This is a genomic window from Brumimicrobium sp., from assembly GCF_048268645.1.
GTDB lineage: Bacteria > Bacteroidota > Bacteroidia > Flavobacteriales_D > Crocinitomicaceae > Brumimicrobium > Brumimicrobium ulvae.
Window position 1 is genome coordinate 591,351 of the sequence record NZ_JBLWVE010000001.1, and the last position, 17,415, is coordinate 608,765.

General features: G+C 35.7%; 17 protein-coding genes. 6 read left to right on the forward strand and 11 right to left on the reverse strand.

Features of this window, described 5'->3' with window-relative positions; translation table 11 throughout:
* Positions 1–4: 4 nt before the first annotated feature.
* Together ACN0U3_RS02460 and ACN0U3_RS02465 are read left to right on the forward strand one after the other, a co-directional pair.
* The gene (locus ACN0U3_RS02460) at positions 5–808 is read left to right on the forward strand and encodes an ExbD/TolR family protein (RefSeq protein ID WP_299206233.1); all 804 of its coding nucleotides are present in this window, start codon (positions 5–7) and stop codon (positions 806–808) included.
* Positions 809–810: 2 nt separating this feature from the next.
* Positions 811–1,329, forward strand: a complete 519-nt coding sequence (locus ACN0U3_RS02465; protein ID WP_299206235.1) for an ExbD/TolR family protein — start codon at positions 811–813, stop codon at positions 1,327–1,329.
* Position 1,330: 1 nt separating this feature from the next.
* Here ACN0U3_RS02465 and ACN0U3_RS02470 read toward each other — a convergent pair whose 3' ends face one another.
* From ACN0U3_RS02470 to ACN0U3_RS02505, 8 genes are all read right to left on the reverse strand, one after another.
* Complete coding sequence (locus ACN0U3_RS02470; RefSeq protein ID WP_417265005.1) at positions 1,331–2,182, reverse strand: CPBP family intramembrane glutamic endopeptidase; 852 nt, start codon at positions 2,180–2,182, stop codon at positions 1,331–1,333.
* A complete protein-coding gene (gene rodA / locus ACN0U3_RS02475; RefSeq protein WP_299206239.1) occupies positions 2,182–3,582 on the reverse strand; it encodes a rod shape-determining protein RodA in 1,401 nt (466 codons plus the stop codon). Before rodA ends, ACN0U3_RS02470 begins: the two co-directional genes overlap by 1 nt.
* Positions 3,575–5,452, reverse strand: coding sequence for a penicillin-binding transpeptidase domain-containing protein (locus tag ACN0U3_RS02480; RefSeq protein ID WP_417265006.1), 1,878 nt, complete (start codon positions 5,450–5,452; stop codon positions 3,575–3,577). The genes rodA and ACN0U3_RS02480 overlap by 8 nt, the downstream gene beginning before the upstream one ends.
* Positions 5,449–5,964, reverse strand: a complete 516-nt coding sequence (locus ACN0U3_RS02485; protein WP_299206243.1) for a rod shape-determining protein MreD — start codon at positions 5,962–5,964, stop codon at positions 5,449–5,451. Before ACN0U3_RS02485 ends, ACN0U3_RS02480 begins: the two co-directional genes overlap by 4 nt.
* Positions 5,961–6,794 (reverse strand): rod shape-determining protein MreC, encoded by an 834-nt coding sequence (gene mreC / locus ACN0U3_RS02490; RefSeq protein WP_417265007.1) that lies wholly within the window; start codon positions 6,792–6,794, stop codon positions 5,961–5,963. Before mreC ends, ACN0U3_RS02485 begins: the two co-directional genes overlap by 4 nt.
* Positions 6,795–6,810: 16 nt before the next feature.
* Positions 6,811–7,836, reverse strand: coding sequence for a rod shape-determining protein (locus ACN0U3_RS02495; RefSeq protein WP_299206247.1), 1,026 nt, complete (start codon positions 7,834–7,836; stop codon positions 6,811–6,813).
* A gap of 96 nt (positions 7,837–7,932) precedes the next feature.
* Positions 7,933–9,459: a bifunctional phosphoribosylaminoimidazolecarboxamide formyltransferase/IMP cyclohydrolase gene (gene purH / locus ACN0U3_RS02500; protein WP_417265008.1), complete on the reverse strand. Its 1,527-nt coding sequence runs from the start codon at positions 9,457–9,459 to the stop codon at positions 7,933–7,935.
* A gap of 129 nt (positions 9,460–9,588) precedes the next feature.
* The gene (locus ACN0U3_RS02505; protein WP_299206251.1) at positions 9,589–9,966 is read right to left on the reverse strand and encodes a globin; all 378 of its coding nucleotides are present in this window, start codon (positions 9,964–9,966) and stop codon (positions 9,589–9,591) included.
* A 118-nt stretch (positions 9,967–10,084) separates the two neighbouring features.
* Here ACN0U3_RS02505 and ACN0U3_RS02510 point away from each other — a divergent pair, with 118 nt between their 5' ends.
* A complete protein-coding gene (locus tag ACN0U3_RS02510; protein WP_417265009.1) occupies positions 10,085–11,233 on the forward strand; it encodes an OmpA family protein in 1,149 nt (382 codons plus the stop codon).
* Positions 11,230–12,393, forward strand: coding sequence for an OmpA family protein (locus tag ACN0U3_RS02515; RefSeq protein WP_417265010.1), 1,164 nt, complete (start codon positions 11,230–11,232; stop codon positions 12,391–12,393). The genes ACN0U3_RS02510 and ACN0U3_RS02515 overlap by 4 nt, the downstream gene beginning before the upstream one ends.
* Before the next feature lie 12 nt (positions 12,394–12,405).
* Here the strand turns inward: ACN0U3_RS02515 and ACN0U3_RS02520 are convergent, their stop codons facing one another.
* Positions 12,406–13,377 (reverse strand): polyprenyl synthetase family protein, encoded by a 972-nt coding sequence (locus ACN0U3_RS02520; RefSeq protein ID WP_417265011.1) that lies wholly within the window; start codon positions 13,375–13,377, stop codon positions 12,406–12,408.
* 155 nt (positions 13,378–13,532) lie between these two features.
* Here ACN0U3_RS02520 and ACN0U3_RS02525 point away from each other — a divergent pair, with 155 nt between their 5' ends.
* Entirely contained in the window at positions 13,533–13,745 is a 213-nt protein-coding gene (locus ACN0U3_RS02525; RefSeq protein WP_417265012.1) for a YwbE family protein, read from the forward strand.
* A 48-nt stretch (positions 13,746–13,793) separates the two neighbouring features.
* Here the strand turns inward: ACN0U3_RS02525 and ACN0U3_RS02530 are convergent, their stop codons facing one another.
* Together ACN0U3_RS02530 and ACN0U3_RS02535 are read right to left on the reverse strand one after the other, a co-directional pair.
* Positions 13,794–14,126, reverse strand: coding sequence for a hypothetical protein (locus ACN0U3_RS02530; protein WP_417265013.1), 333 nt, complete (start codon positions 14,124–14,126; stop codon positions 13,794–13,796).
* A gap of 7 nt (positions 14,127–14,133) precedes the next feature.
* Positions 14,134–14,973: a universal stress protein gene (locus ACN0U3_RS02535; RefSeq protein WP_417265014.1), complete on the reverse strand. Its 840-nt coding sequence runs from the start codon at positions 14,971–14,973 to the stop codon at positions 14,134–14,136.
* Between the two features lie 282 nt (positions 14,974–15,255).
* Here ACN0U3_RS02535 and ACN0U3_RS02540 point away from each other — a divergent pair, with 282 nt between their 5' ends.
* Complete coding sequence (locus ACN0U3_RS02540) at positions 15,256–17,409, forward strand: histidine kinase (protein WP_417265015.1); 2,154 nt, start codon at positions 15,256–15,258, stop codon at positions 17,407–17,409.
* Positions 17,410–17,415 lie beyond the last annotated feature (6 nt).

The following is a 17,415-nucleotide window of genomic DNA, read 5'->3' on the forward strand; positions in this document are numbered from 1 at the left end:
AAGAATGGCAAAGCGAGAATCACCGGAAATTAATGCAGGTTCGATGGCGGATATTGCCTTCTTATTGCTCATCTTTTTCCTTGTTACAACAACAATGGATAAGGATACAGCTTACTTGCGAATGATTCCAAAGAAAGTTGAGACGAATAAGCCTCAAACTCCTATTCAGCAAAAGAATATCTATAAAATCGCTATTAACAGTAAGCAGGTAATTCAAGCGAGAGATTCTATTATTAAGCCTGAAGATATTACACATCTGAATAGTAGAATTAAACATTTCTACCTTGTTAACAGAGGGAAAAAAGAAAACCGTGATATAAATTATCCTTACTATGGATATGGAAGTATACAGTTGTATAAATCTAACCTACAGGAACAAGAGGCTCGTTTGTTGAAGCTAGAATCGCAGGAAGTTATCGATGAGAGAACTCAGCAAATGATCGACCAAGCATATGATGCAGTTGCGAAATGGGAAGAAAAGTTAGAAATGATGGAACTCTACGCTAAATTTAGCGGGAAAAGAGAAATGCCAGAAATTGACTTTGAAGCGCATATCCGTTTGGAATCGTTCCTAGACACTGATTACTCTGCATACGTAGCTGTACAGTCAGAGGTTGAAAAAGCGGTAACTGAAATGAGAGATAAGGAAGCAATGGAATTGTTTGGTATGACGTATACCGCAATGAACAACTTCTATCAACAAAAGAAGACCGAGAATACTCCTGAAGTGCGTACAATGAAAAAGCACATGGAGTTAATTGAAACTTTGTTTCCTCTAAAATTAATTGAGGTAAAACCAAAACGTTAATTATGTCGAAATTTAGAAAAAATGAAGAAAAACCAGCTCCAGCGATTAATACATCGTCGTTGCCGGATATCGTTTTCATGCTTTTGTTCTTCTTCATGGTAGCTACAACTACCAAAGAAGTTGATCCATTGGTGAAAATTAATTCAGCACAAGGTGCAGGTGTTACTGATTTGACTCCCTTTAAACAACGTGGTGAAGTAGACTTCGTTTATTTAGGGGAACCAATGAAAGGTGACGTTGATAAATTCGAAAAAGGAATTGCTGTTCAGTTTGATGGTATCCTTTCGCAAAATGGAATTAACGGAATTGGAGTTTGGAAAACTGAAAAGTTTAGAAATAAACCGGCTGAAGTAACTGCTCCGCAGGAGAATATTATCACTTGTTTCAAAGCAGATGAGAAAGTTCCTATGGGAATCATCTTTACAGCACGTGAAATTTTGCAAGAATTAAACTTTAACTCAATTGCTTACTCAGCCCAAGAGATGGGGAACAAATCAAGTTATAGCATAAGAGAACAGTAGATTATTTTTTCTTAATATAATAGAAAATCAATCCCATCAATAGCAATGTTGATGGGATTGTTATTTTTAAATCGACCTCCATCATCCACGTAGGGAAAGTATCCTCAGACAACCAGTATACGTTTAAGATGTTGTTTAACGCGTGTACAACAATTCCTGGAATGATACTCCCCGAAACGTAATACATTAAGCCTAACGCAACCCCAAAGACCAATAATGGTATGATTTGAATGTAGTTAAAGTGCAATACAGCAAAAACTACAGCGCTGATTAATATACTGGGCATTACTTTTTTGTTGTTTTTTAGTATGTGATGAAAAAGAAATCTTCTAAAAGCCAATTCTTCTGCGATTCCTGTGATTACGCCAATGATTAAAACCGCAATTATAAATGAAGTTGATCCAACAGGGCCAACAAGAGATTTTAGCATTCTGTCTGAACTTTCTTTTTGGGCCAATAACTCATCGAATACACCCAAAGACTGAATTAGTTGTATGTTTATTTCATTGAAAAAGGGTAATAGGAAAAACGCACAAGTAAATAATAAAACACTCCAAACGATGAATTGGAACTGTGGCTTCCTTATTAGATTTTCTTCATCAGGCTCCAGCTTTATATAAAGTAATGCTGGAATCAACAAGAATCCTAATTGAAAAGGTAGGAATTGAATGAGCATGTACTGAACAGGATAAGAACTGAGCTGTATACTTATGTCATTTGTTGGCATTTCAGGGTAAAGAACACTGATAATTATACTTATGATAACCGAAAGTAGAACAACCGAAACTGCTCCAATGAGTAATAAGAAACTGGCTTGTAAAAACGGGCTTAAAGACTGATATTTTTCTTTCATTATGCGAGAACTTCTTTTCTTTGACTATCTAATTTAAGCAAGATAAGAATCATGATTAAAAAAGACATCATTGAAGAACCTCCATAACTAAAAAAGGGTAAAGGAATTCCAATTACAGGTATAATACCGATATTCATACCTACATTAATGGCAAAATGATAAAAAATAATCATTGCTACTGAATTGGCGTAAATTCTTGAAAAACGACTTTTCTGTCGTTCTGCAATGACCACTATCCTAACCAAAAGTATCGTGAATAGAACCACTAAGGTTGCAGAGCCTAAAAACCCCCATTCTTCTGAAAATACTGAAAAGATGAAATCAGTTTCACTTTCAGGAACGTGCCTGCTTCTAGGACTAGATAATAAGGCTTCGTGATAACCTACCCCAGAAAAGCCTCCAGAGCCTACTGCGGCTAGTGCCCTGTTTCGATTGTAATCTTTTCCATCTTGATCTTCTATTTTGCCTAGCCATAAATCTATTCGGTCCTTTTGATGGGATTGCAGTACATTCAAATAAGAATAAGAAACCGTTCCAACTAGTCCAATCGTGACGACATAGACAATTAATATGACAGATCTGATTTTCTTTTTAGCACGTTGTGCAGCAAAATTTTGTGCGATAAAGAATATGACTAGTGCGATCATAGTTATTCCAGAAATCAAGACCACCCACCCAGGCACATCATAGCCAGGTAAAAAAGAAAAGGTATGCTTTGATTCTGTAAAGTAAAGCGTGATGATACTAAAAAATATAATAACGAATAGAACAGGAATAAAATGCACTCCAACCCAAGTTTCTTTATACCTAAAACCGAGTACCCGATTCAAGAAAAATAAAATGATTGGATCAAGAGTAATTCCTTCCCTATACATTACAAAAAAGAATGCTGTAAAAACCAAAAAAGTTCCCGTATCATTCTGAATTAAGACCAACAGCATAGTCAGAATAACGATAAACAAGGCCAAACCTAATGTTTTTCTTGAGATGATTTTAACACGACCTTGCGATATAACATAGGCCAGCATGAGCGCTGTAGTAAGTTTAGAGAACTCTGAGGGTTGTACTCCGAAAGGGCCGACACCAAGCCATGATCTCGCGCCATTAATAGGTTCTGTAAATAAAACTAAAATTAATAATACCAGAACTACCAAAAAGGCGATTGGTGTTAGCTTTCGGATGTATTCTGAATCAATCAACGAAATTACAATTCCCAAAAACAAACCAATTCCAATCCACATTATTTGCTTACCATAAAGTGTTTTAATATCAAAAAGAAAAGGACGATCTGGATTGTAGGCTGCGGAATAGATGTTGATTATTCCCATCAGCAATAATGCGGACACTACTATGATTGTTAACCAATCCCACCCCAACGCTTTTTGCCTGAATTTATTCATTGATATTGGTAAATCTTTTTTCTAATATGCGACTTTCTTTGGCTTTGTTATTGACCTGACCAGTGAGGTATTTCTCCATCATTAAACTTGCAATTGGAGCTGCCCAAGTTCCACCAAATCCTGCGTTTTCAATAAAAACAGCAATAGCAATTTTTGGATTGTCGTGTGGTGCATAAGCCATAAAGACAGAGTGATCTTCTCCATGTGGATTCTGTGCTGTACCTGTTTTACCCGCTACGATAATTTCATCATTAATTCTTGCCCTTCTTGCCGTACCGCCTGGTTCGTTGACAGCGCCGCGCATACCTTCCTTGATGGATTTGTAATACTTAGCTTCTACCATGGTTTGCTTTTTTACTTTAAATTTTTCAAGCGGTCCATCGTCTCCTATGCTTTTGACTAAGTGCGGTTCATAAAAATATCCTTCGTTTGCAACAATAGCTGCAAGGTTGGCCATTTGTAAAGGAGTCATTTTTACCTCACCTTGACCAATACTATTTGAACGTATTGTAGAAAAGGCCCAACGAAATTCACCATACCAATGGTTGTAGAACGAAACATTAGGAATAACCCCGCTTCTAAGACCATAAATATCGGTTTCTGGTCGTATTCCAAATCCAAAGCTATGCATGTATCTTTCCCATAGTTCCAATCCGATTGCAGCGTCTTTAAACAGATTGGGGTCCTTATTCTGTTCTATGATTCGCTTTACCAAATAGTAATAATAGGGATTACAAGAATACTGAATAGATTTGGCCACATTACTTGCTGGGGGATGATTATGACATCCGACCAAAGACCTTGTGCATGGAAATCCTGTATTTTCTGTAATAACGTTTTCTTGCAAACCAACCAAAGCCTGAACAACTTTGAATATTGATCCTGGAGGATATTCTGCGGCCAACGGACGAGGGTAAAAAGGTTTTAATGAGTCCCGATAAAGCCTGCTGTAATTTGTTCGTATGTTTCTTGTTCCAACCATTAAATTAGGATCGTAACTGGGCGCACTTACCATGGCTAAAATCTCACCTGTGGAAGGTTCAATGGCTACAATAGACCCCAGTTTGTTTTGCATAAGCAATTCTCCATAGGCTTGTAGTTCTATATCGATACCAAGATGTAATGGAGGGCCTTGTAATGCGTTTGTATCCAGTTTTCCCCCTGCGAAGTTATCTACGAGTTTCCCTTTTGCAGAAGTTAAAATAACTTTTGTTCCTTTTTGCCCTCGAAGCGAATGCTCATAGTACTTTTCTAGTCCTGTTCGACCAATAAAATCTCCTACATTATAAAAGCGACGATCAGCGTTTAGCTCTTCTGCATTTATTTCATTGAGATATCCGAAAATATTTGCACCATGAGGATAAGGATAATCTCTCATGCTTATAGGACTTTCGTAAAATCCTTTGAAATCGGGAAGTTCTATGGCTATTTTCGAAATTTCATCGGCAGAGAGTTCTTTTAAGAAAGCATGCGGTAGATAACTTCGATAATCATTTACAATGGTGTCGTTTCCTGTTTTTTTACTTCTTGTTTTTCGGTCAAGCTGCTTTTTAATTTGCACGAAACGTTGTCGAATAGAATCAACAGATATTCCGATTAACTTAGAAAATGCTAGAGTGTCGAAATCTTCGATATCATCTTCTACAAACATCAAATTGTAGTAAGTTTTGTTGGCCACGATTTTTTTCCCGTCCCGATCGTATAGGATACCACGAGGGGGTTTGATTATAACTTTTCTTTTGGCCACCTCACCGGCCCTTTCAATCCACTTGTCATCGACTACTTGCATATAAAATAGACGGCCAACAAAAACAACTCCTACCAAGAGGAAAAGAAGGATAAAAACGAGTCTTCTACTTTCTAGGTTCATACACTTTTAGGCTTTTTGAAGAAAAGTACCTGAATAAGTATAAAGATAATCAAAGTAATAAGGGTACTCAAAACCGTACTAGAAATAATTTCTTTCCATGCAGACCATTTGAAATATTCTAGTGAGAAAAACCATAAATGATGGATAACTACAATGACTCCAGAGACTTTAACAAACCATGCATAACCCCATTCTGTAGCGGTAGGTTCTTTAAGAACGTCATAGTCATCTCGGGGTGCAAAACGTTTGAAAATTCCAGGCCTTAAATAAGCAATAAGTACAGCTGAACTGGCATGAAGGCCAAATGTGTTCATAAAAAAGTCAACTCCTATTCCTGCTAGAAAAGCCAATAGCATTAGTACGACAGGCCGAGTATCAAAAGGAAGTAGAATTATGAATAATGGATAAATCATAGGATGGATACCAAAGCCAAAATTAAGCTGCCCGAAAATAAGTCCTTGTGCCAGCACAAAAATTAATAATCGAATTGTATTTTTAAGGAGGTAATTCATTGTAATTGTTCTATTCCTCTTTCGAGTTCTTCTAATTCCAGTTGGTTGATATTCTTAATGATATAAACATAACGAAGTTTCCGCATGTCTTGGTTCAATCTAACAGTAATGTCCCACATTGGTTTACCTTCAATGGGTTCTAAGTTCTCAACTCTACCGATAGGCTCTCCTTGCGGAAAATAACCTCCTCTTCCTCTGGCGTTCACAGGACTCCCTTTTTTAATTACGATATCATTTGAAATTCCAGTAAGTTTCACTCTACGTGGATCTTCTCCATCGTACTTTATTATACCATAAGCGTCCGTTCCGTCTATATAAGCACTGATGTTGATGTCGGAGGTTAAAACGGATTTAACTATTGCATAATGACGAGAAACATCGTATACAGTTCCTACAATACCTTGTGAGGAAACCACGCCCATTTTACGTTCAACACCTTTTAAGCTTCCTGCGTTAATGGTGAAGTAGTTGTTGGTAAAGGAATGCGAGGAGTTGATTACTGTAGCTGGAGTACGTTCAAAACTTAACTTCTGGATGGTATCATTGATAATAGCTGTTTTTGCATCTACTGAAATGAAATTATCAGGAATTCGTTTTTCAAGTTCGATGTTTTGCGCCTGAAGTCTTTCATTAGCCTCGTCTAGATAGATGTACTTTATGATATTTCTTTCCCATGACAAAAGAGTTCCTGTAATTGCTGCGGATGAATTAAAGAACTTGGTTCTTGGAAAACTCATGACCGAGAAAAAGGAACTCAATGCAAGGATTTGTAAAATCAGGAAGACCAGAAAAACCCTAAATCTTCTAAAGAATGCTATAAACTTTAGCATGAATTATTTTTACTTTTTAATCTCTTATCAAGAATTGGAAACGGTTAATATTTTTTAAAGCAATACTTGTTCCTCTTGCAACTGCTCTTAAAGGATCTTCGGCAATGTGAACAGGTAATTTCGTTTTTAGTGACATTCTTTTGTCTAGTCCACGCAACATTGAACCACCACCAGCAAGGTAAATCCCCGTTTTGTAAATGTCTGCAGATAGTTCTGGTGGAGTCATTTCTAGGGCACTCAAAATAGCTTCTTCAATTTTTGAAATTGATTTGTCTAAAGCATGTGCAATTTCAACATAACTAACTGTAATTTCTTTTGGAATTCCAGTCATTAAATCTCGACCACGTACAGCATAATCTTCTGGTGGATTATCAAGTTCTGGTAAAGCAGCACCCACTTCAATTTTAATTTGTTCTGCAGTACGCTCACCAATCAATATGTTGTGTTGACGGCGCATGTATTCTTCAATGTCATTCGTAAAATCATTTCCTGCAACACGAATAGATTTATCACTCACAATACCACCAAGTGCAATAACAGCAATTTCCGAAGTTCCACCACCGATATCAATAATCATGTTACCCATTGGTTCTTCCACATCAATCCCAATACCGATTGCAGCAGCCATTGGTTCGTGGATTAAATAGACTTCTTTTGCTCCAGCATGCTCTGCTGAATCACGTACTGCTCTTTTTTCTACTTCTGTAATTCCTGAAGGAATACAAATTACCATTCGCAATGAAGTGTTGAAGAGACTTTTACGCTTTTTGATCATTTTGATCATTCCGCGAATCATTTGTTCAGCACATTGGAAATCTGCAATAACACCATCTTGCAAAGGCCTTACGGTTTCAATTAGCTTATGGGTTTTACCGTGCATTTGTTGTGCTTTCTTACCGATTGCAACAATTTTACCGGTCTGTATATCCCTGGCAACAATTGATGGTTCATCTACAACCACTTTATCATCCATGATAATTAGTGTGTTGGCTGTCCCTAAATCAAGTGCAATGTCCTGTGTTAAAAAGCTAAATAATCCCATATTCTTTGTTGCGTAGTATAAATTTTATAATAAAGTGTAGTTTTTGCTACCTTCAAATTTAGCTAAAATTATACAGTATATTTTAATTTATTTGTTTTAATGTTTAAAATGTCTATTTCCTGTAAAAACCATAGCCATACCGTGTTCATTACAGTAATCAATAGATAATTTATCCTTGATTGATCCACCTGGCTGAACCACAGTGTTTATGCCTTCTAAATTAGCGATTTCAACACAGTCTGGAAACGGGAAAAAGGCATCTGATGCCATCACAGCACCATTCAAATCAAAGTTAAATGATTTTGCTTTGTGAATGGCTTGATTTAAAGCGTCTACTCGTGAAGTTTGACCTGTTCCGCTGGCCAATAGCTGTCCATTTTTTGCAATGACGATAGTGTTGGACTTGGTATGTTTTACTAATTTATTGGCAAAAACTAAATCTTCTTTTTGTTGCGCTGTTGGAGCTACTTTTGTTACTGTTTCAAAGTTCTCTACAGTTTCTGTAATGGTATCGCGATCTTGGGCTAAAACACCATTCAAAATAGTTCTGAATTGTTTTTTTGGTAAATCGATCGGTTTTTGAACCAAAAGCACCCTGTTTTTCTTTGATTTTAAAATTTCAAGTGACTTTTCGTCAAATGAAGGAGCAATAACAACCTCACAGAATAAATCATTAATCAATTCGGCAGTGGCTACATCAATCGTTTTGTTGGCCATTAAAATACCTCCGAATGCAGAAACAGGATCTCCAGCTAAAGCATCTTTATAAGCTTGAACAAGTGTTTCTCTTGTTGCTAATCCACATGCATTGTTGTGTTTTAATATAGCAAATGTTGGTGCGTCATTTTTAAAGTCTTCCATCAAACAAACAGCAGCGTCAACATCTAATAAGTTGTTGTAAGAAAGTTCTTTTCCATGTAATTTATCGAAAATTTCATCTAAATCACCATAGAAAATTCCTTCTTGGTGTGGATTCTCTCCATACCTTAATACTTGTGCTTCTGTGATACTTTGTTTGAAAACTGCTTGCTCTCCCTTGTTGAAGTAATTAAAGATGTGTGTGTCGTAATGTGAACTAACATTAAAAGCATCTCTAGCAAAAGCTTTTCTTTGTGCCAATGTCACTTCTCCATTTTGCTCGGTTAGAATAGATAAAAAGTCATTGTATTGAGTTCTTGTTGAAACCAACATAACGTCTTTGTAGTTTTTGGCTGCTGCACGAATAAGTGAGATTCCACCGATATCAATTTTTTCAATAATTTCTTCGTGGGTTCCTCCCGCAGCAACTGTTTCCTCGAAAGGATACAAATCGACCATCACTAAATCAAAAGATGGAATTTCAAATTCCTGTAATTGTTGTTGATCTTGCGTGTTATCTTTTCTGTTTAATATTGCACCAAATATCTTCGGGTGTAAAGTTTTTACTCGTCCACCCAAAATTGAAGGGTAAGAAGTTAAATCTTCTACACGCTTCACTTCGATTCCAAGGTCTTCGATAAACGATTGAGTTCCTCCTGTACTGTAGATTGTAACTCCTTGACTGTTTAGTGCTTTAACGATTGGTGCAAGTCCTTCTTTGTTGAAAACTGATATGATTGCACTTTTGATTTTTGTATTGCTCATAACCGAATTGATATTAAGCCTACAAAAGTAAATAGTTTAACCGAATATGTCACTTTTTTAACGACATTTAGTTATAGACAATTGCATTTAGATTTTAACATCAGAAATCAGTCGTTTCGAAGTCAAAAACTAACTGTTCACCATGTGTTGTGCTAATTTCGGAAAACTGTTGTAAAGCGATTGGGCATCTTTTTCAGGTAAATCCAGTGTTGCAATTGCTTTTTTCATGCAAAGTAACCAGGCTTCCATCGCTTTTTGATCAATTTTGTGAGGTAAATGACGCATTCGCATTCGTGGTGGGCCATACTTTTCAATGTAAAGTCGTGGTCCGCCAAAAAACTGTGTTAAAAACATGTATTGTTTTTCCTTAATTTCTTCAATGTCGTTGTGAAAAAGTGGAATTAAAATGGGATCTTGATAAACGAATCCATAAAATGCGTCTACTAATTGCCTGATTTTCTGACTTCCCAATTTATTGTATAATGAATCTATCTCTTCTGTTTCCATTGTCATCAAAAATACTTAAATTTATCCATTGATGAACCCCAATTAAGTTTAAATGCTAACACGGCTACTGTTACCTTTGTTGATTTCACTTCCGTTTTTTGTTTTTTCTCAGTACAGGATGGACGTAAGGAACGTTGCGGACTGTTATGGGAATAGTTTTATTAGGCATCCAGGTGATTATGAATTGCAATTTACTGGAAGAAAAGGTACAGAAACAGACTTATCGGCTTATCCGACCTTGGCAGAGCTTCAATTGAACAACACTTTTTGGTCTTCTTTTACGGCTCCCCATGATGGGTTGTTTATGTTTTCTGGAATTACAGAAAACTGCATCATGGATATTCTGATTTTTTCAGCGCAAAAAAAAGAGGGGGAAGAAAGCAGTTCTAGCTATGCGAATATCTGTGAAAACATTGAAGTCGGAACTGCTGTAATTGAAAGAATATTGAAAGTAAAAGGCAATCAGCGTTTTGGGCTGAATAAATCACCAAATGAGCAATTTCTATATGGATTAAGAATGACCGAAGGAATGGAGGTGTATCTCCTTTTTAATGCTTCGATAAGTCAGCGAATTAAAGTCCGTTTAAATGTGGAGTACGAAGTAGATTATTCAGACATTGATGTAGAAAGTCTTAAAAGTGTTACCGATATGCGTAGAAGTAATAAGCATTCGGAACTGCGGATTCAATTAAGAGATAAAAGTACAGGTTTACCCATAAAAGGGAAATTGCTTATTGATAATTCTAAACGCATAAATGGACTTTATAGTGGTTCTGATTTTATCTTTTCGATTCAAGAGAGGGAACATCTTAAATTGAGCATAGATGTTATTGGCTACTTCTTTCAAGATCAGGAGGTCTTCATTGAAGCAGGGATAAATAAAGAGTTAACCTTGTGGCTTGAACCTGCTGAAATAGGAAAGAAGATGGAGCTGTCTGGAATTCAATTCAAAACAGGTAGTAGCGAACTGTTAAAAGGTGCTGAAATAAAACTTGTTCGTTTAAGGGATTTTCTCTTGTTGAACTCATCTATTCATATTGAAATTGAAGGACATGTGTTTGAATTTGGAGAGAGTACGTTTGCAGGTAGACGAATGTCGGTAGCTAGGGCAAATACTGTATTGAAGTATTTGGTCGATAGCGGAGTGAGCAGAAGCCGATTGAGCGCCAAGGGATATGGGAATGAATTTATGATTTATCCAGAACCAAAATTCGATTGGCAAGAACAGGCAAACCGCAGGGTAGAAATTAGAATTTTAAAAGAGTGAATAGTGTCTTAAAAAAAATAGGGATAGGGATTTTGTTCTTAAACTCGTTTTATGGGGTGACCCAAAACGATCATTTAATGGGAGATGTTGGCGATTGTAATGGAGCTATTTTATTATCACCAAACACCTTGTTAAAGCCAAAGATTTTTAAAGGGCCGGGAACGGTTATGGATGTCGAAAACTATTCAAAATCTTTAAAATTAACAGAAGTCAATAGCCTATGGTTAAAGTTTGAAGCTGACTATTCGGGTGAATTAAGGTTAGCTTTTGAAAAATTTGATTTTGCTCTAGAATACTGTGTTTTCATTTTGAAAGAACATCAGACCTGCGACTTGATTCGCAAAGGTAGCGCGAAGGTGTTTACACATCAATACATGGACCAACAAGCGCATTCGGCATCCATAGATTCTATACATTATAACAAAGGTGAGGTTATACTTTTATACCTGAACACGGTAAATTCCGATGAAAATACTGTAGCAATTAAAGCTAACTTTGAAGGAGATGTTAGTCCTGAAGAGTTCAGTGCAATGAAAGAAGAGTTTGATTTGCGTAGTTCAGAAGATTTAGATCCCTACATCATTAAGGTGCGTGATGCCAAAACTAAACTACCTTTGACGGCCAGTATTATTGTCTCTGATACGAGAGGATTAAATGCTTTATATACTGCTTCAGACCTTATAGTTCCTAATTCAGAAAACCTTAAGATGAACTTAAAAATTGATGCTGGAGGATACTTTTTCCAAGATGTTGTGATCAATAACAGAAGGGAGGAAGCAAAAGAAAAGGTGATTTATTTAATTCCATTAGAACAGAATCAGTTGATTGAACTTGAAGGATTGATTTTTGAATCTCATTCTGATGTGCTCATCCCAGAAGCGATGTTAAAGCTGAAAAGGTTAAAAGACTTTATGTTGATGAATACATCGGTGCAAATCGAAATTCAAGGCCATGTTCATTTATCAGGGAGAAATACTTTTGCCGCTAAAAGACTTTCTAAGAAACGAGCTAAAACTGTTCGTACAGTCTTAGTAGAGAGTGGAATCAGTAAAAAACGCATCAGTGTGAAAGGGTTTGGAAATTCTATGATGAAATTTCCTGAAGCTGAAACAGATTTGGAAAAGCAAGCCAACAGAAGAGTAGAGATTAAGATAAAGTAAGCTTCTGCAGTTTTATTTTTCTCGGTTTGTTGTATATTCCACCAGCATGATTAAAGATTTTTTGCTGGGTGAATCAGGAATAGGACCCAATAGCTCTAAAGCCTCTTTCTTGAACTTAATCATGTAGTCATAAGCATATTCTATACCTCCATTTTCTGTCACCAATTGAATTGCACGACGTACTTTTTTTGGATTTTCGTTGTGGCGTTTAACAATATTGATTAACTCCTTTCTTGTTTTCTTATCCACGGTATTTAAGGTGTAGATCAGTGGAAGGGTCATTTTTTGTTCGCGAATATCATTTCCTGTTGGTTTTCCAATTTTCCCCGGAGTACCATAATCGAAAATGTCATCTTTTATTTGAAAAGCTAAACCTACTTTTTCACCAAAGAGTCTCATGCGTTCTGCTTCATCTTCTCTTCCAACGGAAACAGCTCCAGCTTCACAACAAGTGGCAATTAGAGATGCTGTTTTTTGTCGAATAACTTCAAAATAAGTTTCTTCATCGATATCGAGTTTACGGGCTTTTTCAATCTGAAGTAATTCTCCTTCACTCATTTCACGAACTGCACGGGCAACGATTTCCAAAGAACGGTATTTTTTGTTTTCAATACTCATCAATAAAACCTTTGAGAGCAAGAAGTCACCCACTAAAACAGCAATTTTATTCTTCCAAAGTGCATTGATCGAGAAAAAACCTCTTCTTTCATTGGCATCATCCACAACATCGTCATGAACGAGTGTGGCAGTGTGAAGCAATTCAATTAAAGAAGCAGAGTTGTAGGTATCAGGATTGACTTCTCCCAGCATTTTGGCTGATAGAAAAACAAACATAGGGCGCATTTGCTTCCCTTTCCTTTTAATAATGTAATGAGTAATCTTATCTAAAAGGGGAACCTTAGATTGCATACTTTCACGAAAGTGAACCTCAAACTTCGATAGTTCTTCAGTTATGGGGCTCTTAATATCACTCACTTTTATCATGGACTGCAAATATAGAAAATAAAAGTACGGAGATAAAGAAATGAAGATGTATAAAAGATGAATTTTGGGGCTTCGTTACAGAAGCGAGAATTTAAACAAGTTGATTTATTGACTTTCTATGCTTTTCCGTATGTTTGCAGTTAAATTTAAGAGGAATGGGAGGTACTTTACGCAAGAATATAAAAATAGGGGTAGAGGTAAATATTGTTTTAAAAAAAGACCAAAGATCAGGGGCTTTAACACAAGGAGTAGTAAGTAAAATATTGACCAATTCACCTCAACATCCTCATGGGATCAAAGTAAAACTTGCTACTGGAGAGGTGGGCAGAGTGAAGGAAATTCTCTCCGAGGACAGGTCAGACTTTTAAAATCGGTTGGATGAAATCTTTGTAGAAGATTGATCAGACATTAAACATCTAATCTCCATTGAATAGTATTTTAACAGCCTTACAGTCAGGAAGTTCTTCGAGCAAAAACTCCTTGTCGCTGCGTCCCTTTCTTTCAAGCCCTTTTTCTTCAAAATATTGAGGTTCAATCGTGAGCATACATTCCGTTTTCTTTGCTTTTAAAGCCTCATATTCTTCTGATTGCGTTGCATCCTTATTCTGATCAACCGACTTTAATAGATTTTTGATGGCTAAACGAACCTCGAAACATTCACAAATATCGGACTTGTTTTCACAAGATGAAAATAGAAATACAGAGAATAATACTGCTAGTCCAACACTAAACTTATGGAGTAAACGCATATTTCATTTATTTGGCGGGCAAAGTAAATAAAGGGATGCTTAGTTTTTGAACCATCTGTTTGGAAACGCTCTTTTTAAATATTTGTGTAAAGAAATTTCTTTTTCTTGGTTGAATGGCTAAAATATCAATATTTTCTTTGATGTATAATTCACAAATAGCCTCTTCAAAATTATGCCCTGTAACAACAAACGTTTCAAGGTTTTGATTGTCAATACCTAATTTGTTTTTCCATTCTTCCATTTCTTTTTCACTAATGTCAGAAACTTCTTTTTCAAAATGAATACTGCATATTTCAGCATTAAAATGTTTAGCAAAACGATTGACCTCATTAAAAGAAACAACCTCTTCGTCTTTGTAATTAGTGAGGTAAGCTACTTTATCAATGGAATTGGATGGACTCACCTCTTCAGGAATACTAAGGACATTACAGGGTGCATTGTCGATAACTCCAGCAGCAACAGAACCTAAGAAAACTTCTTTTAACCCGGTCGCCCCAGTTGTTCCCATCACAATATAATCTACTTCCTCTACTTTTGCTATGGCTGTAATTCTTGTCACTACTTGTCCTTCAGCCATAACATGTTTGAAGTCAATATCACCATAACCATTATTGTCGGCCTTTCTTCTTAAGGTTTCAACAGATTTTTTGAAATTCTCGAGTGTTTCCATCTCCATAATTTCATAGACTTCTTTAGACGTATTATGCAAAGCACGTCCTAAATCTGGTAGCTCATAGACATGTGCCAAAAGCAACTCAGCATTTAATTTTCGTGTGAGTTGTAAAGCGTAAAAAAATGCATTTTCAGCAGCATTAGAAAAATCCGTAGGAAACAGTATTTTAATCATCGTAGTTCGTTTTATGTATGTGAATGTTTATTGCACTAAGTTAAGCCTAAATAACTTTTTTACCTCTAAAAAGTTCCGAAAAAACACCAAAACCTATCAAATATCATTTTAATTTAATCTTTCCTAACCTTTTGTTCATATGCTTTAGGCTAATTGAACCTTACAAAACGACTAAGATCTAAATGACGGAGAATACATTTGAGCAAATATTTTTTCGATTATCCATAAGTGAAACGGGATTAATTTCATACTTTTCAACTTTAAGGATGTAGTCCATATACAATGAAGCACTTATTTCACCTCTTATTGTTTTTCCTGCCTTTTTCACTATTTGCAGTGAATGACGATGTTTATTTGAAAAAAATTGAGACGGCACAAACAGACGCTGAAAAAGAAGCTGCCTATTTAGATTGGATCAGTGCAAATGTTCAGAAAAACACTTTAAGGTGTGACTCTATTCTTAAACAAAAGAAAAATTTTACTTCTAGATTTACAGAAGATGGGCGATTCACTTTGTTATTGCTCAATTATAATAACATTCGGTTTGGCGGACTTGAAGAGATGCCACAGATAGAAGAATTTGAACTAAGTCCTAGAGATTTATTATTGGCAAGAGGTCTAAATATTTGTTATAATAGAACACCTTTACCAGATAATTTACTTTCTGAAATTAAAGCGAACATAGATAAGTATAACGACCCAACTCGTCAAAGTGTTTATTATGCAGTGATGAGTTGTGAGAAAGGACTGACCAGCAAACAGGTGATTAACTCCTTTAACAAAGCGTTGAAACATGCTAAAAGAAGTCATTTAAAAAGTATTTATACTTCAATTTTAGATGTTATTTCAAACTTTTACTTGCAGGTTGAAAACTTTGAAGAGGCGATATTTCATCAGCAAAAAGGAGTAGCATATTCCAAAAAACATAATTTGAGAGGAGATCAAGTTAAACACCTAGTGAACCTGGGGAAAATTCTTTTTCAGTTTGATGATTTAGAAAAGTCTGAAGGGTATCTGCTTGACGCATTGAAATTAAGTTCTAACCTCAAATTGGATTATATTTCAGGCCAGTTATACAACCAACTCGGCGAATTATATACTGAGCAAGGCAAAAGAGAAAAGGGCATACGCTTTTATCAACAGGCTATTTTAAAATTTTATGTTGTTAATAATACTTGGGGACTTGCACAAACACATCAGAATATTGGTAGGGCTTTCTATAAACAAGGTTTTCTAGATTTAGCAGAAAAGAACTATAAACTAAGTGAAGATTTCTATAGTAAATTAAATCATGGAGATACAAAAGGAGATCTGTACAATTATTTGGCAGAGCTCTATTCTAATAAAGGAAAACTAAGTCTAGCAAAAAAGTACATTAATAAATCAATTGCTTTTTGGAGAGAAAGTGATATGCTAATCCCTTTGAATGATGCGTATTACCTGAAATCAGTTATTTTAAGTAAATCTGGTGATTTGGCCGAAGCCTATCACTTCTTGAATAAGTATCAGCTTTTTCGTGACAGCACTTATGCTTTAGAAACTAAATCTAAGATTGCCGAGCTGAGTGAAATGTTTATGTCTGAACAAAATGAGCGTAAAATACTAGAGCAAGAAAGGAAACTGGCTGAAGAATCCTCCCAACGTTTATTGATTCAAAATAAATTAGAAAACAGTAAGCAACAAACGCGGTTAATAATCGCCTTGTTTATTATTTCACTAGTGCTATTTGTGGCTATTTTTGTTATTATTCGAAATAAAAACAGACAAGAGCAATTAATTAAAAAACAAAGAGAGATTGAATTGCAACAAACTCTATTGCGAACTCAAATGAATCCTCACTTTATTTTTAATGCGATGTCGGTTATTCAGAGCTATATTTATGATGAGGATACAGCCAATTCTTCAAAGTTTTTAATTCACTTCTCGAAATTGATGCGAATGATATTGGAAAACAATGCAAAGCAATTTATTCCGCTTGAAACAGAATTAGAAATCATCAACAGGTATTTGGTACTTCAAAAAATGAGGTTTGAAGACCGTTTTGATTTTGAAGTCAAAGGAAACGAATCTATTGATGCTACCTCAACTTCTATTCCTCCTATGTTGGTTCAACCTTTTATTGAAAATGCAATTGAACATGGAGATTTGGATAAAGTAGATAAAGGCAAAGTAAAAGTGACTTGTGAAATTTATGAAGATTTATTTATTTTTACTATTGAAGATAATGGAATTGGAAGGCAACAAGCTGAACAGAAAAAGAAAAAACCTTCCTCTGAAAGTCATCGAAGTATGGCTGTGGAACTAACGCAAAGTAGAATTTTGTTATTGAATGAAAAGTATAAAAGCAAAGGATATTTAAAGATAGAAGATTTAGATACGGAAAAGGGTACTGGCACAAAAGTAACCATTGCAACTCCGTACATCAAGAATATATAAAGTTGA